The sequence below is a fragment of the Curtobacterium sp. A7_M15 genome (genome assembly GCF_030705415.1).
Classification (GTDB): Bacteria; Actinomycetota; Actinomycetes; order Actinomycetales; family Microbacteriaceae; genus Curtobacterium.
Genome location: NZ_JAUZED010000008.1, coordinates 1 through 17,601, shown reverse-complemented (window position 1 = coordinate 17,601; position 17,601 = coordinate 1). Strand labels below are relative to the sequence as shown.

Below are 17,601 nucleotides of genomic sequence, written 5' to 3'. Positions count from 1 at the left end.
TGCTTGTCCATCGGTAGCGCGAAGCACCGCTTGCGGCCCTATCGTTTAGTGGCCTAGGACACCGCCCTTTCACGGCGGCAGCACGGGTTCGAATCCCGTTGGGGTCACTCCTCGCAGAGTGAGCAAGCAAGCAGAGCACCACCGAAGCAAGACAGCAACTCAATATGGCCCTGTAGCGCAGTTGGTTAGCGTGCCGCCCTGTCACGGCGGAGGTCGCGGGTTCAAGTCCCGTCAGGGTCGCCACGGCTGGATAGCTCAGTTGGTAGAGCGTTCGACTGAAAATCGAAAGGTCCACGGATCGATGCCGTGTCCAGCCACGGTGAAAGGCCCCCTACTCCGGTAGGGGGCCTTTTTGCGTTGGTCGGGACGCGACCCCGTCCAGGAGGCGCGGTGCGGGTCGGACCCGCACCGCGTGGGTCGCCCCCCCCCCCCTGCCGGGGCGGCGGGGGGGGGCGCGCCCCCCCCCCGCGCCTCCCGAGATGGGCGCCTACGCCTCGCGCGTCTTCGGGCTGCTCTCCTCGGTCTTCGCGGGGTCGCGTTCGACCACCGAGCCGAGGGCGTCGTCGATGCGGGACATCAGCTCCGCGGGGATCGTCACCCCGGCCGCGCCGGCGTTGTCGTGCACCTGCTCCGGACGCGAGGCGCCGATGATCGCGGACGCCACGTTCTGGTTCTGCAGCACCCAGGCGACCGCGAGCTGCGCCATCGACAGGCTGAGTTCGTCGGCGATCGGCTTGAGACCCTGCACAGCAGAGAGCACCTCGTCGCGCATGAACCGCTCGATCATCTTCGCGCCGCCCTTGTCGTCGGTGGCGCGGGAACCCTCCGGCAGCGGCTGCCCGGGCTGGTACTTCCCCGTCAGGACCCCCTGGGCGATCGGGGACCAGACGATCTGCGAGATGCCGAGCTCCTCGGACGTCGGGACGACCTCGCCCTCGATGACCCGCCAGAGCGCCGAGTACTGCGGCTGGTTCGAGATGAGCTGCACGCCGAGGTCGTCGGCCAGCTCGTGCCCGGCACGGAGCTGCTCCGCCGTCCACTCGCTCACGCCGATGTACAGCGCCTTGCCCTGCCGGACGACGTCGGCGAACGCCATCATCGTCTCTTCGAGTGGCGTCTCGTAGTCGAACCGGTGTGCCTGGTAGAGGTCGACGTAGTCGGTCTGCAGTCGCTCGAGCGAGCCGTTGATGGACTCGAGGATGTGCTTGCGACTCAGGCCGGTGTCGTTGTGCCCCTTGGGTCCGGTCGGCCCGAACACCTTCGTCGCGATCTCGAGGGACTGGCGGCGCTCCCCCTTCAGTGCCTCGCCGAGGACGGTCTCGGCGCCGGTGTTGGCGTAGACGTCGGCGGTGTCGAACGTCGAGATGCCGACGTCGAGCGCTGCCCGGACGCAGGCGATCGCGGCGTCGTTCTCGACCTGGGAGGCGTGGGTGAGCCAGTTGCCGTAGGTGATCTCGGAGACCTTGAGGCCCGAGTTGCCGAGGTAGCGGTACTCCATGTGCGTGTCACTCCTGTCGTGGGACGCGTCGGTGCGACCCGAACCGCGACGGTAGTCCTCGAGACCTCCGTGCGAGCCGATCACTGTACGCTGATGTTTCAGGAGTGGCGGGGAAGGACGAAACCCCGGCGATGTGGCCTGGGCCAGGGATCGTTCCGGGGTCTTCGCGAACAACGGTAGCAGACGGGGGGATTGTGATGCAGGCAGACGAACTCGAGCGCTTGATCACAGTTGATCGGCTCCGTTCCTACACCGAGCGGACAGGGTCCTCGGCCGGCGCATTGCGGCTGTACGAGTGGAACATGCGAGCCGCTGCGTCGGTCATGGAACTCACCGGTGTCGTCGAGGTGGTCGCCCGCAATGCACTGGACCGAGAACTCCGGGCCTGGGCAGCGGGTCGTACCCGGGCACCGTGGTTCGACGTCGCTCCGCTCGACGGCCGCGGCAGTGCCGACCTGGCGAAGGCTCGAGCTCGTGCGAGTCGGAACGGACGTCTCGGCGAAGTCCACGGTCGGGTTATCGCGGAGCTCACCTTCGGGTTCTGGCGATACCTCGTCGAATCCAGGTACCACACCTCGCTCTGGGTGCCGGATCTGCACAGGGCCTTCCCGCACGGGCCGGGCAACCTCCGCGTGCGGCGGAGCGAGGTGACGCGGCGTCTGCAGCAACTGCACTTCGTGCGGAACCGGGCTGCGCACCACGAACCCATCCACGCACGAGACCTGCAGCGGGACCACGACTACGCCCTTGAGCTGCTCAGCTGGATCAGCCCGCACGCTGCGCAATGGGCGTCAGACGTCACCTCGCTCCGAGCGGTGCTCCGGGCCCGTCCCGACGGGTAGGTGCAGGATCGGAGGGAGTGCGGCACACAGCGGTGCCGCCGGGAGCGAAGGAGCGTCCATGTCGGGAGCCAGCGTGCTGTTCATCGGCGGCAGCGGGGTGATCAGTGCCTCCTGCGTCCGCGAAGCCGTCGAGCAGGGGTTCGACGTCACCGTGCTCAACCGGGGGACCACCGGAGGCAGGCCGATCCCGGAGGGTGTGACGCGCCTCCAGGCCGACGTCTCGGACCGCGTCGCCCTGGCGGACACACTCGGCGACCGCCGGTGGGACGTCGTGATCAACTGGATCGCGTTCACACCGGACCAGGTGCGGGCCGACGTCGACTTCTTCGCCGGACGGACGAGGCAGTACGTCTTCATCAGCTCGGCCTCGGCGTACCAGACCCCCGCGACGCACCTGCCGATCACCGAATCGACACCGCTCAAGAACCCGTACTGGCAGTACTCGCGGGACAAGATCGCGTGTGAGGAACTGCTGATGACGGCCTACCGGGAGCAGGACTTCCCGGTGACGATCATCCGGCCGTCGCACACGTACGACGAGACCAAGCTCCCGCTGACGCGCGGCTGGACGGCGGTCGCGCGGATGCGTGCCGGCAAGCCGATCATCATCACGGGGGACGGTTCGTCGCTGTGGACCCTCACGAACAGCCGCGACTTCGCGGTCGGGTTCACGGGGCTGCTCGACCGTGCGGAGGCGATCGGCGAGGCCTTCACGATCACGAGCGACGAGGCTCCGACGTGGAACCAGATCGCGCACGAGATCGCGGCTGCGGCGGGGGTGGACGACCTGCGGATCGTGCACGTGCCCGCGGACGCGATCAACGCGGTGGACCCGGAGTGGGGCGCGGCGCTGCTCGGCGACAAGGCGAACAGCTCGGTGTTCGACAACAGCAAGGTGCGCTCGCTCGTGCCCTGGTACCGCCCGCGGATCCCCTACCGGCAGGGCGTCCGCGAGGTGATCGCCTGGTACGAGGCGCACCCGGAGGAGCAGGTGGTCGACGAGCGGCTCGACGCCCTGATGGACGAGCTCGCCGAGCGCTGGGCGGTGTAGCGCGGGGGCGCGTCTAGTGAGCAGAAATGGTCGGGTCTCCCGAAGGCACCCGACCATTTCTGCTCACGAAACGACGCGGGGGCTCAGCTGCGGGCGCGCAGGACCTCGCCGAGCACGTCGACAGCGTGGCGCACCTCGTCGTCGGTGACGACGAGCGGCGGCGCGAAGCGGATCGTCGACCCGTGTGTGTCCTTCACGAGCACCCCGCGGTCGGCCATGTCGTGCGCGATCTCCTTGCCCGTGCCGAGCGCCGGGTCGATGTCGATGCCCGCCCAGAGCCCGGCCACCCGGTGCGAGACGACACCGGAGCCGACGAGGTCGTCGAGCAGCCCGCGCAGCAGCGGTTCGCCGTCGAGCGCTCGCTGCTGGAACGTGCCCTCGTCGAGCATCGCCACGACCTCGGCCCCGACGGCGGCCGCGAGCGGGTTCCCCCCGAAGGTCGAACCGTGCTCGCCGGGCCGCAGCACGCCCAACACGTCACGGCTCCCGACGACGGCGGACACGGGGACGATCCCACCGCCGAGCGCCTTGCCGAGCGTGATGAGGTCCGGCCGGACCCCGACGCGCTGCACGGCGAGGGTGTGCCCGGTGCGGCCGAGCCCGGACTGGATCTCGTCGGCGACGAACAGCGCACCGAACTCGTCGCACACCTCGCGGACGGCCGGCAGGTAGGACGACGGCGGGATGACCACGCCGCCCTCGCCCTGGATCGGCTCGAGCAGCACGGCGACGACGGTCTCGTCCATCGCGTCGCGCAGGGCAGCCGCGTCGCCGTACGGCACGGTGCGGAACCCGGGCGTGAACGGCCCGAAGTCGTTCCGCGCCGAGGGGTCGTCCGAGAACGAGACGATGGTCGTCGTGCGGCCGTGGAAGTTGCCGGACGCCACGATGATGGTGGCCCGGTCGGCCGGGACGCCCTTGACGCGGTAGCCCCAGGCGCGCGAGACCTTGATCGCGGACTCGACGGCCTCGGCCCCGGTGTTCATCGGGAGCACCATGTCGGTGCCCGTCAGGTCGGCGAGGGCGGCGGCGAAGGGCCCGAGCCGGTCGTTCACGAACGCGCGGCTCGTCAGGGTCACCCGGTCGAGCTGGGCACGCGCGGCGTCGAGCAGCCGAGCGTTGCCGTGGCCGAAGTTCACCGCGGAGTACGCGGCGAGCCCGTCCAGGTAGCGCTTGCCGTCGACGTCCGTCACCCACGCTCCGTCACCCGACGCGATGACGACGGGCAGCGGGCTGTAGTTGTGGGCGAGGGAGCGGTCCTCGACGGCGAGCGCCGCCGCGGTCCGGGAACCGAGCGACGCGGCCGTCATCGCGCGACCGAGGTGCCGGTGCCGACCGGGTGCAGGTCGAGCGTGCAGCACTTCACGCCGCCGCCGCCGAGCAGGAGCTCGGACAGGTCGACGCCGATCGGGTTGTAGCCCTTCTCGCGCAGCTGCTCCGCGAAGGTCGTGGCGCGCGAGGCGATCACGACGTTGTACCCGTCCGAGTACGAGTTGAGCCCGAGGATCGCGGCGTCCTCCTCGGTGGCGATGATCGCGTCCGGGAAGCGCTCGCGCAGGATCGCGAGCGAGGCGTCGTCGAACGCCGACTCGAGGTACGCGATGTTGCTGGTCCCGTCGGAGGAAGGCTCCGGGTCGAGCACGGCGATCGCGGTGTCGAGGTGGTAGAAGTTCGGGTTGACGAGCTTGAGCGTGACGACCTCGCGGCCGTAGATCTTCGCGAGCTCCTCGTGCGAGGTGCTGTCCGAGCGGAAGCCGGTGCCGGCGAAGATGGTGTTCCCGATGAGCAGGAAGTCGCCCTCGCCCTCGTTCGTCTCCTCGGGCTCGGCGACGGTCAGGCCGGCGTCGCGGAACCAGTCCATGTACGCCGGGCCCTCGGGCTGGCGCTCGGGGTACTGGAACTTGGCGCCGTACGCGACACCGTCGAGCACGAAGCCGCCGTTGGCCGCGTAGACCATGTCCGGCAGGCCCTCGATCGGCTCGATGTACGAGATGTCGAAACCGAGCTGCTCGTACACGTCCACGAGGGACTGCCACTGCTCGACGGCCTTCGACGTGTCGGTCGGGTCCTCGGGGTGCATCCACGGGTTGATCCGGTAGCTGACCGTGTAGAAGTCCGGCTTGCACATGAGGATCGTCCGCTTGGTGGCGGTACGGGCCGGTGCATCGGTGGTCGAGGGTGCGGTGTTCGACATCAGTCCTCCTGGAGGGACCGGGGCCCGAGCCTGCCAGGAACCACCACTGAAGAAGAGCTCCGATGAGATGCAGGCTCACTCACCGCAGCGGACCAGGTCGACGCCGCATCGATCCTCGCACACACCGTCCACCTGGTGCAGTCCCCCACACTGCGGGTCAGTGACACCCGTTCGGGTGACGCACGTTTCGTGCGCCGAACCCACCGGGAGTGCAAGAAGTCCGCGTACGATGGGTGCAATGGATTCGCTCGACCACCGCATCCTGGATCAACTCCGGGAGAACGCCCGCGCCGGCTACGGCGACATCGGGTCGGTGGTCGGACTCTCGGCCTCCGCCGTGAAGCGCCGCGTCGACCGGCTGGTGGGCGACGGCGTGATCCAGGGCTTCACGATCAAGGTCGACCCCGCCGTCGAGGACCGCGGTACCGAGGCCTGGGTGGAGCTCTACTGCCGCGGCACGGTCTCCCCCGACGAGCTCCGCACCCTGCTCGACAGCGTGCCCGAGGTGATCGACGCCGGCACCGTCACCGGCAGCGCCGACGCCGTCGTGCACATGCGCTCGAAGGACCTGTCCGCGCTCGAGGAAGCACTCGACAAGGTGCGCCTCGCTCCCCAGGTGGACCACACGCGGTCCGCGATCGTGCTCTCCAAGCTGGTCAGTCGCGAGACCGCGTAACGTCCCGCACATGCCAGGGACGACGGCCAGGAGGCGCGGCTCGCGTCACGCAGGATCGCGCACGGCCCGCCGTCTGGTCGCCGCTGCGAGCATCGCCTACGTCGCGAACTGCGCCTGGGGCACCGCCGTCGCCGTGCGGCTCATCCGGACGAGGAGACTGCGCGTCGTCCACCACGGCCTGTTCGTCGTCACCGCCACGCTGACCGGCATCGCGGCGACCACCCCGGCGTGGACCCGCGGACGGTCGGCACTCCTCCTGCTGCCGGCACTCGTGCCGCTCGCCGTCGCTCCACGCACGAACCCGCGCTCCGGAGCACACTGGCAAGTCGCGGTCGCCGCGGCACCGTCCTACCTGGGGGCGCTGCTGGCGGGCCGCCGAGCAGAGAGGTGAGCAGTGGAGCTCTTCGAGGCGATCAGACGCCGGCGGACCACCAACGGACCGTTCCTCCCCGACCCCGTGTCGTCCGAGCACCAGCGGCTGCTCATGGAGTTGGCCGGCCGGGCGCCGTCGCAGCTCAACAGTCAGCCGTGGCGGTTCGTCCTCGTCGAGGAGCGCGACACGATCGGTCGCATCGCCGAGATCAGTGGCTCGTCGATGACCCGCACCATGGCCGAGGGGACGTTCTTCGAGCGGTACAAGCCGTACTTCCGGTTCTCGCAGGCCGAGATGGACGAACGGCGTGACGGGATGCTGTTCGACAAGCTCCCCGGACCGCTCAAGCCCTTCACGAAGCAGGTGTTCACCAAGCGCGGGCAGCTGCTCATGAACACACTGCGGGTGCCGCACACCCTCGGTGAGGAGAACCGGAAGCTCGTCGCCGGGTCGCCACTGCTGCTCGGGGTGCTGCTCGACCGGCACGAGTACCGGAAGGAGGAGCTGTCCGGCTTCTACTCGGTGTTCAGCATGGGCGCGGCGATGGAGAACATCTGGCTCGCCACCACCGAGCTCGGGCTCGGCATCCAGTTCGTCTCCTTCCCGATGGAGACCCCCGGCGCGTGGGAGGAGATCGAGGGCCTGCTGCACGTGCCGGACTCCCTCGAGCTGATGGCCGTCTACCGGATCGGGTACCTGCCGCCCGAGCGCCGGCGTCCCGCGATCGACTGGACGTCGAGCGAGCGGAAGCGGCCGTCGCAGTACGTGTTCCGCGGGACCTGCGAGACCCCGCAGCAGGGGTGGGACGACGCGCCCGTGGCGGGGCACATCGCCCCGGAGGCGACCACCTCGTGACCGACAGCCGACCGGTCCAGGCCGCGCCGCGCCTCCCGGACCGCGCCCCAGGGCTGACGGGCCGCCCCTGGATCTCGCAGGACTGGCTCGACGTCGTCTTCGTGCACTGGCGTGTCGACGTGTCGGCGGTGGCGCCACTGCTGCCCGCCGGGACCCGGCCGGACACCCTCGGTCCGGACGGCACCGACGACGGGGCGACCACGTGGGTCGGCCTCATCGCGTTCCGGTTCGAGGACACCCGGTTCCCGCCGATCTCGACGGGGAGGATCGGGGACTTCGTCGAGGTGAACGTCCGCGTCTACACGATCGACGACGAGGGACGACACGGAGTGGTCTTCCTGTCGCTGGACGCCGGGAAGCTCCTGCCGACGATCGGCGCGCGCGTCGCGACCGGTCTGCCGTACTGGTGGGCCGATGCCGAGACGCGGAGCGGCGACGGCCGTGTCGGGTACGCGATGCGGCGCCACGGGACGCACCTGCGGTCCCTCGTCGACGTGCGGGTCGGAGCGGCCGTGACCGAGCCGACGGCCCTCGAGACCTTCCTCACCGCCCGCTGGGGCATGCACGTGCACCGGGCAGGCCGGACGCGGTTCTGGCCGAACGAGCACGAGCCGTGGCCGCTGCATCGTGCGTCGATCGTGCACCTGCGGGACGACCTCGTCGCGGCGGCAGGACTGCCGTTCGCGCTGACCGAGCTCGAACCGGACTCGGTGCTCTACTCGCCGGGGGTCACGACGCGGTTCGGTCTGGGGCGCTGAGGGGCCCTTCGACGCGGTCGGGTTCGGTCGTCCTCGATGCACCCCGTCCGTCCATGACGGCTGAGATGACGCTGACGGGCACGACCACCACGCCCCAGCCGATCCACCGCGCCGCGTGGGCCCCGTCGATTCCCGGAACGGTCAGGGCGACGACGGCGAACACGGCCGACAGCACCGCGACGGCAGCAGTGGCCGCGGACCGCCCGAGGAGCTCGAACCGGGTGGGATCGTCGTGTCGGAGGAACCGTGCCGCGCACAGGCCGATCACGACCGCGAACAGGATCGTCTGCGCGCCGACGACGAGAGCGTAGAGGAAGAGCGCGACGCAACCGGCACTCCACGAGGCGACCCGGACACGGTGCAGTCGCCACGAGGTCGCTCGGCTCGGACGCTGGTACGCCTCGTGGCCGACGATCCCGAGCGCGACCGCGCCCACCACCCCGGACGTTCCGGTGACGACCGCTGCGAAGAGTGCGCCCGGGACGCCCGCAACGTGCAGCCACGTCCCGAGCGCCAGGACGAGCGACGAGCCGATCAGTTGCGCCAGCGGCGGACCCCACCACTCGACCGGACGGATCGGCGTCCGCCGGAGCCACCGCGGCTCGGTCGCCCTTGCTTCCTCCGGTTCATCCGTGTCGTGTTCGGGGTCTCGGCTCTCCACCCGGCCATCATGCTCGGAGCACGACGAAGCCGTGCTGGCTGGGAGGTCCCGGCGGCCCCGTCGGTACGGTGCGCTTCGTGACTGCTGCACCCCGTGACGTCCGCCGCCGAGCAGGCTGGCTCCCCGCTGAACAAGCCCACCTCGAGTCCTGGTTGCGTGGCCGTCGCGAGCGCCTCGCACAGCGCGATCCCGACCAGGTCCTCCACCCGTCGGTCGCCGCGTTCCGGGACGTCGTCGAGGGTGACCCCGTGCTCCGCCTCGAAGCGCACGAGATGATCGCGCAGGTCCCGACGGCGCGCGACTACGCCGAGCGTCACCTCGAGAGCTTCGACGAGCTGCTCCTGCTCATGGACGAGGTGGTCCGGAGTGCGCCGGAGTACGGCGAGCAGATGGTGATGACGCCGCTCGACGGCGTGCTCGACTGGACGAAGGCCACCCCGGCGGGGTTCGCGTTCTACCGGGACCCCCGCGTGAACGCCGCACTGCGGGACGTCCTCGACGCCTGGTGCACGTTCCTGTCGGCCGAGCAGTCGCTCGACGTGATCGTGGACGAGCCGGGCGGCTGGCGGAGCGACGCAGCCCGACGGGCCGTCGGCATGGACCAGTTCGAGCACGACCCGGACGACGAACACTGGGGCTTCACGTCGTGGAACGACTTCTTCACGCGGCGCTTCCGGGACGGCGAGCGGCCGGTCGCCGACCCGGACGACGACGCAGTGGTCGTCAGCCCCTGCGAGGCCACGCCCTACCGGATCGCCAGTGGTGTGCGGCGCCGCGACGAGTTCTGGGTGAAGGCCGAGCCGTACTCGCTCGACGAGCTCCTCGCCGGCGACGAGTCGGTGGACGGCTTCGTGGGCGGCACGGTGTTCCAGGCCTTCCTGAGCGCTCTCGAGTACCACCGGTGGCACAGCCCGGTGGCCGGCACGGTCGCCCGCGCCTGGGTGCAGCCCGGGACCTACTACTCGGAGGCCGACTCGCAGGGGTCCGACGCCTGGGAGCCGACGGTCTCGCAGGGCTACCTCGCGCACGTCGCAACGCGTGCGGTGGTCGTCATCGATGCCGACGACCCGGCGATCGGCCAGGTGGCCGTGGTGTTCGTCGGCATGTCCGACGTGTCCTCGTGCGTGATCGGCGACGGCATCGCGGCCGGAGCGCACGTGGGGAAGGGCGACGAGCTCGGGTACTTCCAGTTCGGCGGGTCGTCGGTGTGCGTGCTGTTCGGCCCGGACGTCGTCGAGGCGTTCGCACTCGGAGCGATCCCCCAGGCACCGGACGAGGAACCGAGCGTCCTCCGGGTCCGTTCGCACCTCGCGACCGCCCGTCGGGGGACATCCGCTGAGTGACCGCTCCGCGCGCCCGGATACAACTGGGCGCATGACTCGAGTGGCAGTGGTGACCGGTGGTTCCGCAGGACTGGGACGGGCGACGGTGCGGGAGCTCGCCGCACGGGGATGGGACGTGGCCGTGCTCGCGCGGGGGCGGGACGGCGTCGAGGCGGCGGTCGCCGAGGTCGAGGCCGCCGGGCGACGCGGGCTGGCCCTGGTCGCGGACGTGTCCGACCGCGAGGCCGTCGAGGCCGCGGCGGACCGGGTCGAGCAGGAGCTCGGGCCGATCGACCTCTGGGTGAACGGCGTCATGGTCGGCGTCTTCGGCCGTTTCATGGACACCGCCCCCGAGGACTTCGAGCACGCGTTGCACGTGAACTACGTGGGCTTCGTGAACGGCACGCGCGCTGCGCTGTCCCGCATGGTGCCGCGCGATCGCGGTCAGGTCATCCAGGTCGGTTCGGCGCTCGGGTTCCGGGGCATCCCGCTGCAGGCCGCGTACTGCGGAGCGAAGCACGCGATCGTCGGCTTCACCGAGTCGGTCGTCTCCGAGCTCCTCGAGCAGGGCAGCAAGGTGCAGGTCTCCCGCGTCGACATGCCCGCGCTCAACACGATCCAGTTCCAGTGGGTGCAGTCGAAGCTGCCGCACCAGCCGCAGCCGGTCGCGCCGATCTACCAGCCCGAGGTCGGCGCACGGGCGATCGCCACCGTCGCGGAACGGCCCCGCCGCCGTACCTGGGTCGGTGAGTCGACGGTCTACACGATCCTCGGCAACCGGATCAGCGGACGGTTCGCCGACTGGTACGCCGCGAAGACCCTTGTGTCGGGCCAGCAGGCACCGCAGAAGGACGGCGCGGCCATCGGGGTGAACCTGTACGAACCGGTGCCGGGCGACCACGGGGCGCACGGCGTGTTCGACGACACCGCGCACGCATGGTCGCCGCAGACCTGGTGGCTGGAGCACCGGCGCCTCGGCAACGGGATCATCGGGGCGGTGCTGGCCGGCGCCGCGGGGGCCGTCGCACTGGCTGCGGGACGGCGACGGTGACGTCGCGCCCGCCGGTCGAGGCGCTCCGGGCTGCCGTCGGGGTCGGGCACGCCGTCCGGGCTGCACGGGGCGGCGGGCAGCCGGTCCTGGACGTCGTGCTCGCGATCCGGCAGCTCGCGCAGGCGGGACTGGTCGGCCGTGCCGGGACGCCCGACGCGCACATCCTCAGTGCGATCGTCGACGGACTGCACGGCCTCACGATGGTGCCGCTGGCCGTCGCGGATCGACGTCGGCGCCGGTTCGCCCTCGGGCAGCTCGCGATCGTTCTGGTGCTGGTGATCGCCGAGTGCACCGCGGTCGGCACCGGGAGACGTGCTGTCGGAGGTGCTCGGTAGCGTCCCGGGCATGAGCACGACCTACTTTGTCGCCTCGTCCCTCGACGGGTTCGTCGCCGCGCCCGGCGACGACCTCGACTGGCTGCTGCAGTTCGGTTTCGAGCCGTTCCAGCAGCACTACGACCGCTTCTTCGCGGGCGTCGGTGCCGTCGTGATGGGGTCGACGACGTACGAGTGGCTGCTCGCCCACGACGACACGTGGGCGTACCCGGACCGGCCGACGTGGGTGTTCACGACCCGCGAGCTCCCGGTGCCGGACGGTGCCGAGGTGCACTTCGTGTCCGGCTCGGTCGCGGACCACCAGTCGGTCGTCGAACGGGCGGCCGGCGAGCGTGACGTGTGGGTCGTCGGCGGCGGGCTGCTCGCGGCGCAGTACCAGCAGGCCGGGCTGCTCGACGAGCTCCGCGTCACGGTGATGCCGGTCGCGCTCGGTGCCGGTGCACCCCTGCTCCCGGTCGCGGCACCGACGCCGGTGTTCGAGCTCGTCGCCACGACGCCGTTCGCGGGCGGTGCGGTCGAACTCCACTACCGGTCCGCCCCGCCGAGCGACGGCTGACGCCCAACCGCCACGGCGTAGCGTCCGTGGCATGAGCGACAACGAGCAGACCGAGCCCGTCATGGACGGCGCCACCGAGGCGACGAACCACGAGAAGCTGCACGGCCTCATCGAGCAGGTCGACCACGACCACGCCGGCGAGGGTGCCGGGGCGATGGCCGACCACCTGCGCGACCGGATGGACGAGACCGGCGTCGAGGACGAGGAAGCCGGCGACACCGAGGACTGACGTCCAGCCGGACCGGCGCCGTCGGTCGGACGCCGTCGGTCAGGCGACGTCCGCGCGGAAGGTGCGCAGCGCCTCCAGGTCGGCTGCTCCGAGACCCGTGCGCTCGACGAACCGTTCCACGTCGAACTCGGCGAGCGCTGCGCGGAACGCCCCCTCGACCGTCGTGCCGTGCTCCGCGCACAGTGCCTCGATCTTCCCCTCGTTCGACGGGACGCCGATCGAGGCGAGCAGGGCGGGCGCGTTGTCGATGGTGACGAGGTGATCGGCGACGATCGACTCGGGTTCGACCCCGGCGAGCGTCAGCAGGACGAGTGCGATGATCCCGGTGCGGTCGCGTCCGCCAGCGCAGTGGAAGAGGACCCCGCCCGGATCGGCACGTGCGATCGCGCGGAGCACCCAGCCGCTGCGCTCCGGCAGCTCGATCAGGTGCGGCGCGTAGTAGAGCGGTGTCCCCGAGAGCCCCGTCTCCCAGTAGGGCTGCCAGAACGACGGAGCGGCGTCGAGACCGTCGTGGTCGATCACCACGGTCGTCACCCAGTCCGGACGGGTGCCGGTGTCCTTCTCGGTCTCCCACGGCGCGCGCAGGTCCACGACCGTCCGGATCCCCGCGTCGTGCAGCGCCTGCCAGCCGTCGGTGGTCACCCGGTCGACGTTCTCGGACCGGAAGAGCCGACCGGACGGGGTCGTCCCGCCGCCGACCAGCGGGAGCCCGCCGAGGTCGCGGGCGTTGTGCAGGCCTTGGACGTGCAGGGTGCGGTCGGGATCAGACATGCAGCTCCGCGAAGTCGGGGTCGACGTCGCCGAAGCGGTGCGCGGTGATCGAGACGGTCTGTTCCCGCAGGAACGGGAGCATCTCGATGAACCCGGCCTCGACCACGGGTGCGTCGTGGATCGCCACGTCGATGGTGGCACCGAGGGCTTCCTCGAGCGCGAGCGGGTCGCCGCCGACGAGCCGGATCCGGGCACCGGGACCGCCGAACGCCGTGTGCGCCGAGCGTTCCTGGCCCGGTGCGAGCACGGCTTCGAGCGCGTCCTGCTCGACGTCGTCGTCCGAGGACCAGTCCGGACGGAACAGGTCGCCGGAGGCGGCACGGCGGAGGAACTCGTCGTCCGACTCGACGAGGTGGTCGACGACGTGCAGCGGTGAACGGCTCGACGCGAGCAACTGGGTGAGCGGTCCGGGGAGCGGCCTCGCCGTGCTCACGAGCAGGTCGGCACGGGCGGCGGTCGCCGCGGCGAGCACACGCACGAGGTCACCGGTCGAGGCACCCTCGGCCTGCCGGACGATGACGGACTGCGGTCGCCACCGCACCACGTTCCGCTCGACGACGAGCCCCGCCGGGTCGTGCGCCACGCCGAACTCGGACTCGCGCGCGCGGACGTCGCTCAGCGCACCGGCGCGCACCTGGTCGAACTCCTCGAACGACAGCCCGCTGCGGGCCGCCTCGATCACGGCCGTCACACGCGGCGGCAGGCCGTGCAGCTGGATGCTCTTGTGCACGGTCCGGGGCATGGGCTCCCACCGGCCGAGCGTCGCGACGGACATCGAGCCGCCGGGTCGCGTCCCCGTGCCGACGGACGAGCGCTTCCACCCGCCGAACGGCTGCCGGTGGACGATCGCACCCGTGGTACCGCGGTTGACGAACAGGGTGCCCGCGCGGACGCCCGCGATCCAGTCCGCGACCTCGTCGGCGTCGAGGGAGTGGATGCCGGCGGCGAGGCCGTGGTCCGTGCCGTTCTGGATCGCGATCGCCTGGTCGAGGGTCTCCGCGCGCATGATCCCGAGGACCGGCGCGAGGGACTCGGTCTGGTGGAGGTCGCTGCCGGGACGGACGCCGTCGCGGATCCCCGGGGACCAGAGCCGGCCGGAGTCGTCGAGCGGGGCCGGCTGCACGATCCAGGACTCGCCCGTGCTCAGCTCGGTCAGTCCGTCACGGACCGTGCCCTCGGGCTCGGCGATCAGCGGGCCCACCTGCGCTGTCGGGTCGTCCGGCCAGGCGACGCGCAAGGTGCGGGTGGCGTCGACGAGCTGGCGGCGGAACCGCTCGCTCTCGCCGACGGACCCGACGAGGATCACCAGGGAGGCGGCGGAGCACTGCTGTCCGGCGCGGCCGAACGCCGAGCGGACGACGTCCTGCGCTGCGAGGTCGAGGTCGGCGCTGGGCGTGACGACGATGGCGTTCTTGCCGCTCGTCTCGGCGGTGAGCGGCAGGCCCGCCCGCCACCAGCGGAAGGAGCGTGCGGTGTCAGCCGACCCGGTGAGCAGGATCCGGTCCACCGTGGGGTGCGCGATGAGGTCGCGACCGAGCTGGTCCTCGTCGACGTCGACGAGCTGGAGCAGGGAGTGCGGGACACCGGCGTCCCAGAGCACGTCGGCGAGCACCGCCCCACAGCGCTTCGCCTGGGGAGCGGGCTTGAGGACGACCCCGCTGCCCGCGGCGAGTGCGGCGACGACGCCACCGGCCGGGTCGGCGACGGGCGAGGTCCACGTCGGCACCACGACGGTGAGCCGCGGCGGCACGTAGCGGGCGCCGTCACCGTCGAGCACGGCCAGCCGTCGCGCGCTGTCGGCAGCGTGGTGAGCGGCGTCGACCGCCGCACTGACGTCCGAGTCGGCGTCGGTGAAGGTCGTCCCCGTCTCCGCCGCCATCACCTCGATGAGGTCGGCACGCCGCGTCTCGAACTCGTGCGCGATCAGGTCGAGGAGCTCAGCGCGGTCGGACGGGTCCTGCCGCCCCCAGTTCACGCCCGCCTGGGCCGTCCGGGCGACGATGCGCTCGAGCTTCGACCGGTCGGCGACCTTCGCCCCGCGGATCGTCTGCGCCCCGAGCTGCGAGCGCGGCACCCGCCGGAGCACGTCGAGCGCCCACTCGCGGTTCGCCGCGGTCGACGGGTCGGTGTCGGGTGCGTTGGTGAAGGCGTCGCGGTGCACCGGGTCACCGATCGGCGCACGGCGGTCCTGTGTCCGGTTCGTGGCCGGCACCTGTCCGGGAGCGTCGAGGGCTGCGACCGCTGCGAGCCATCGACCGCGTTCGCGCTCGAAGACGCTCTCGTCCTGACCGATGTCGGCCGCGCCGGCGACGAACCCGTCGGGACTGGCGCTCTCCTGCAGCCGCCGGGCGAGGTACGGGATCGCGGCGTCGAAGTGGTCGGGGTGCACGACCGGGGTGGACACGACCACCTGTCCGACGTCGGTGCGGACCGCGTCGGTGTACGTGGACGCCATGCCGAGCAGCACCGCGACGTGCACGCCGTCGGTGACCCCGCGGCGCTGCGCGAGGGTCCACGCCGTGGCGAGGGTGAAGAGGTTGTGGCTCGCGACCCCGATCCGGACCGCGTCGATGCGCTCCGGTGTGAGGGCGGCGTCGAGCAGCCGGAGGTACGCGGTGTCGGTCTCCTGCTTGGATCCCCACGTGGCGAGTGGCCAGCCGTGCAGGATCGCGTCGACCTGTTCCGTCGCCAGCGAGGCGCCCTTGACCAGTCGGACCGTGATCGGCGCGCCGCCACGAGCACGCCGCTGCTGTGCCCAGGCGGTCAGCGAGTCGAGTGCGCCTGCGGCCTCGGGCAGGTACGCCTGCAGCACCACCCCGGCGTCGAGCCCGAGGAACTCGTCACGGTCGAGGAGGGTCCGGAACGCGGCGAGGGTGACGTCGAGGTCGCGATGGTCCCCGGCGTCGAGCGTCACGGACTTCGGCGTCGGGGACGACGCGGCGAGCCGGTACAGCGGGACGAGCCGGTCCACCACCCGTTCGACGGTCTGGTCGAGGGCCCACGCGGACATCTGCGGGACGACCGACCGCACGCCGATCGACACGTGGTCGACGTCGTCCCGGGCGAGCAGGTCCATCGTCGCCTGCAGCCGACGGTCGCTCTCCGCGCTGCCGAGCACCGCGTCGCCGAGCAGGTCCACCTCGACGACCACGCCCGGGCCGCCCACCTTCGCGAGCGCGGGCCCGAGCTTCGCGTCGGTGGCGTCGACCACCAGGTGCCCGGTCATCCGTCGCAGGATCTTCCGCGCGGTGGGCACGACCGCCCACGGAGCCATCGTGGCGAACCCGCCGCCGAGCGTCACCGCGCCGCGGAGTGACCAGGACAGGAAGTCGGGGACGTCGCGGCTGACCTGCTCGAGGTTCCGTGCCACGACACGAGGGTCCTCGGGGCGGATCACCTTGTCGACGAAGCCACGGGTGAAGTCCAGCCCGTGGTCGTCCCGCAGTGCTCCGGCCAGGCGCACCGCGCCGATGTCGGGCTTCGTCCCCGCGGACGCCGCCAGCCACCGCCGCACGAGGGCGACGACGTCGTCGGTGCAGTCCTGCAGTGGGGCGCTCGGCATGCACCGATCGTATGCTGCGCCACCGACCGCACCTCGGAGCGAGCCGTGCGCCACCGGCGAGTCATCCGAGCGGATGATCCTGCCCTCGTACGCTGCCGAGGTCGATACGCTGACGCCATGTCGAACGAGGGCGCCGAGGGCCACGACTGGGCGACGTGGGACGCCTACCACGACGTCTGGCGACGGCTCGACCGGGCGCTCGACCACGCCGTGCAGGACGGCGCCGGGATCTCGATCCCCGAGTTCGAGATCCTCATCGGACTGCACCGCGAGCCCGACCACCGGCTGCGGGTCCGCGACATCGCGTCCGGCATCGGCTGGGAGAAGTCGCGCGTCAGCCACCAGGTCACGCGCATGGTGGCGCGCGGACTCGTCGAGCGCGCGGACTGCCCCACCGACGGGCGCGGCAGCTGGGTGGAGATGACCCCGGACGGCCGCCGAGCGGTGCTCGCCGGCATCCGCGCGCACACCGGTGCGCTCGAGGAGCTGTTCTGGAGGCCCGTGGGGACCGACGCAGACACGCTGCGGTCCGTCAGCGCTCGCGTCGACGCCGCGATCGGCCCCGACGCGCCGGATCCGGACACCGACCACTGACTGCTGACCACTGACACGACGACACCCCCGCCCCGGGACGGCCGGGGCGGGGGTGTCGTGGTGTGTGGTGTGGGTGTTACTTGATCTTGGCGGTGATGGTCGCGGTCCCGACGAGGAGGCCGGACTTCACAGCGTCGGTCTTGAACGTGCTGTTGAGCAGCTTCGCCGCGTCACCCGAGACGTGCACCGTGGTGCCGGTCAGGATCGCGTTGTCACCCTCGAGCTGCAGCGGCTTGAGCGTGCCACCGTGCAGCGAGAACAGGTACGCGTTGT

At 71.2% G+C, this 17,601-nt stretch carries 18 protein-coding genes, 3 tRNA genes and 1 pseudogene; 15 read left to right on the top strand and 7 right to left on the bottom strand.

Translation table 11 applies throughout. From position 1 onward, the window contains the following. The first annotated feature begins 34 nt into the window (after positions 1-34). The 3 genes from Q7F20_RS02920 to Q7F20_RS02910 all read left to right on the top strand — a co-directional run bounded on the left by Q7F20_RS02920 (position 35) and on the right by Q7F20_RS02910 (position 317). Positions 35-107: transfer RNA gene (locus Q7F20_RS02920), tRNA-Glu, on the top strand. 59 nt (positions 108-166) lie between these two features. Next, positions 167-243, top strand: a tRNA-Asp gene (locus tag Q7F20_RS02915). 1 nt (position 244) lies between these two features. Continuing rightward, positions 245-317, top strand: a tRNA-Phe gene (locus Q7F20_RS02910). A 170-nt stretch (positions 318-487) separates the two neighbouring features. Here the strand turns inward: Q7F20_RS02910 and Q7F20_RS02905 are convergent. Next, the gene (locus tag Q7F20_RS02905; protein WP_305738612.1) at positions 488-1,498 is read right to left on the bottom strand and encodes an aldo/keto reductase family protein; all 1,011 of its coding nucleotides are present in this window, start codon (positions 1,496-1,498) and stop codon (positions 488-490) included. A 197-nt stretch (positions 1,499-1,695) separates the two neighbouring features. Here Q7F20_RS02905 and Q7F20_RS02900 point away from each other — a divergent pair, with 197 nt between their 5' ends. Both Q7F20_RS02900 and Q7F20_RS02895 read left to right on the top strand, forming a co-directional pair. Next, positions 1,696-2,340, top strand: a complete 645-nt coding sequence (locus tag Q7F20_RS02900) for a hypothetical protein (protein ID WP_305738611.1) — start codon at positions 1,696-1,698, stop codon at positions 2,338-2,340. Between the two features lie 58 nt (positions 2,341-2,398). Continuing rightward, positions 2,399-3,391 carry an SDR family oxidoreductase gene (locus Q7F20_RS02895; protein ID WP_305738610.1) on the top strand — a complete coding sequence of 331 codons (993 nt, stop codon included), beginning with the start codon at positions 2,399-2,401 and terminating at the stop codon, positions 3,389-3,391. An 83-nt stretch (positions 3,392-3,474) separates the two neighbouring features. On the opposite strand, the gene rocD is transcribed toward Q7F20_RS02895, so the two are convergent. After that, positions 3,475-4,701, bottom strand: a complete 1,227-nt coding sequence (gene rocD / locus Q7F20_RS02890) for an ornithine--oxo-acid transaminase (protein WP_305738609.1) — start codon at positions 4,699-4,701, stop codon at positions 3,475-3,477. Continuing rightward, on the bottom strand, positions 4,698-5,585 hold the full coding sequence (gene ddaH / locus Q7F20_RS02885; protein WP_305738608.1) for a dimethylargininase: 888 nt from the start codon (positions 5,583-5,585) through the stop codon (positions 4,698-4,700). Before ddaH ends, rocD begins: the two co-directional genes overlap by 4 nt. A gap of 238 nt (positions 5,586-5,823) precedes the next feature. On the opposite strand from ddaH, the gene Q7F20_RS02880 reads away from it, so the two are divergent. The 4 genes from Q7F20_RS02880 to Q7F20_RS02865 are packed head-to-tail and all read left to right on the top strand — an operon-like array spanning position 5,824 to position 8,247. Then, entirely contained in the window at positions 5,824-6,261 is a 438-nt protein-coding gene (locus Q7F20_RS02880; RefSeq protein ID WP_070417337.1) for an Lrp/AsnC family transcriptional regulator, read from the top strand. A 10-nt stretch (positions 6,262-6,271) separates the two neighbouring features. After that, positions 6,272-6,652: a hypothetical protein gene (locus Q7F20_RS02875; protein ID WP_305738607.1), complete on the top strand. Its 381-nt coding sequence runs from the start codon at positions 6,272-6,274 to the stop codon at positions 6,650-6,652. A 3-nt stretch (positions 6,653-6,655) separates the two neighbouring features. Next, entirely contained in the window at positions 6,656-7,489 is an 834-nt protein-coding gene (locus Q7F20_RS02870) for a nitroreductase family protein (RefSeq protein WP_305738606.1), read from the top strand. Next, the gene (locus Q7F20_RS02865) at positions 7,486-8,247 is read left to right on the top strand and encodes a YqjF family protein (protein WP_305738605.1); all 762 of its coding nucleotides are present in this window, start codon (positions 7,486-7,488) and stop codon (positions 8,245-8,247) included. The genes Q7F20_RS02870 and Q7F20_RS02865 overlap by 4 nt, the downstream gene beginning before the upstream one ends. Here the strand turns inward: Q7F20_RS02865 and Q7F20_RS02860 are convergent. Beyond that, a complete protein-coding gene (locus Q7F20_RS02860; protein ID WP_305738604.1) occupies positions 8,219-8,908 on the bottom strand; it encodes a hypothetical protein in 690 nt (229 codons plus the stop codon). The two genes, Q7F20_RS02865 and Q7F20_RS02860, sit on opposite strands and share 29 nt — an antisense overlap. 77 nt (positions 8,909-8,985) lie before the next feature. Here Q7F20_RS02860 and Q7F20_RS02855 point away from each other — a divergent pair, with 77 nt between their 5' ends. From Q7F20_RS02855 to Q7F20_RS02835, 5 genes are read left to right on the top strand one after another with little or no spacing between them, the layout of a single operon-like run. After that, on the top strand, positions 8,986-10,251 hold the full coding sequence (locus tag Q7F20_RS02855; protein WP_305738603.1) for a phosphatidylserine decarboxylase family protein: 1,266 nt from the start codon (positions 8,986-8,988) through the stop codon (positions 10,249-10,251). Positions 10,252-10,282: 31 nt separating this feature from the next. Further along, positions 10,283-11,281 carry an SDR family oxidoreductase gene (locus tag Q7F20_RS02850; RefSeq protein ID WP_305738602.1) on the top strand — a complete coding sequence of 333 codons (999 nt, stop codon included), beginning with the start codon at positions 10,283-10,285 and terminating at the stop codon, positions 11,279-11,281. Then, positions 11,278-11,616, top strand: a complete 339-nt coding sequence (locus Q7F20_RS02845; RefSeq protein ID WP_305738601.1) for a hypothetical protein — start codon at positions 11,278-11,280, stop codon at positions 11,614-11,616. The genes Q7F20_RS02850 and Q7F20_RS02845 overlap by 4 nt, the downstream gene beginning before the upstream one ends. 10 nt (positions 11,617-11,626) lie before the next feature. Continuing rightward, positions 11,627-12,172 (top strand): dihydrofolate reductase family protein, encoded by a 546-nt coding sequence (locus Q7F20_RS02840; RefSeq protein WP_305738600.1) that lies wholly within the window; start codon positions 11,627-11,629, stop codon positions 12,170-12,172. Positions 12,173-12,203: 31 nt separating this feature from the next. Then, positions 12,204-12,401, top strand: coding sequence for a hypothetical protein (locus Q7F20_RS02835; protein ID WP_305738599.1), 198 nt, complete (start codon positions 12,204-12,206; stop codon positions 12,399-12,401). A 39-nt stretch (positions 12,402-12,440) separates the two neighbouring features. On the opposite strand, the gene Q7F20_RS02830 is transcribed toward Q7F20_RS02835, so the two are convergent. Both Q7F20_RS02830 and Q7F20_RS02825 read right to left on the bottom strand, forming a co-directional pair. Continuing rightward, positions 12,441-13,172 (bottom strand): tyrosine-protein phosphatase, encoded by a 732-nt coding sequence (locus tag Q7F20_RS02830; RefSeq protein WP_305738598.1) that lies wholly within the window; start codon positions 13,170-13,172, stop codon positions 12,441-12,443. Next, entirely contained in the window at positions 13,165-16,734 is a 3,570-nt protein-coding gene (locus Q7F20_RS02825) for a bifunctional proline dehydrogenase/L-glutamate gamma-semialdehyde dehydrogenase (protein ID WP_305738597.1), read from the bottom strand. The genes Q7F20_RS02830 and Q7F20_RS02825 overlap by 8 nt, the downstream gene beginning before the upstream one ends. 117 nt (positions 16,735-16,851) lie before the next feature. Between Q7F20_RS02825 and Q7F20_RS02820 the strand changes: the two genes are divergently transcribed. Further along, on the top strand, positions 16,852-17,328 hold the full coding sequence (locus Q7F20_RS02820) for a MarR family winged helix-turn-helix transcriptional regulator (protein WP_305738596.1): 477 nt from the start codon (positions 16,852-16,854) through the stop codon (positions 17,326-17,328). Between the two features lie 76 nt (positions 17,329-17,404). Here the strand turns inward: Q7F20_RS02820 and Q7F20_RS02815 are convergent. After that, positions 17,405-17,601, bottom strand: a pseudogene (locus Q7F20_RS02815) (hypothetical protein); the annotation flags it as partial.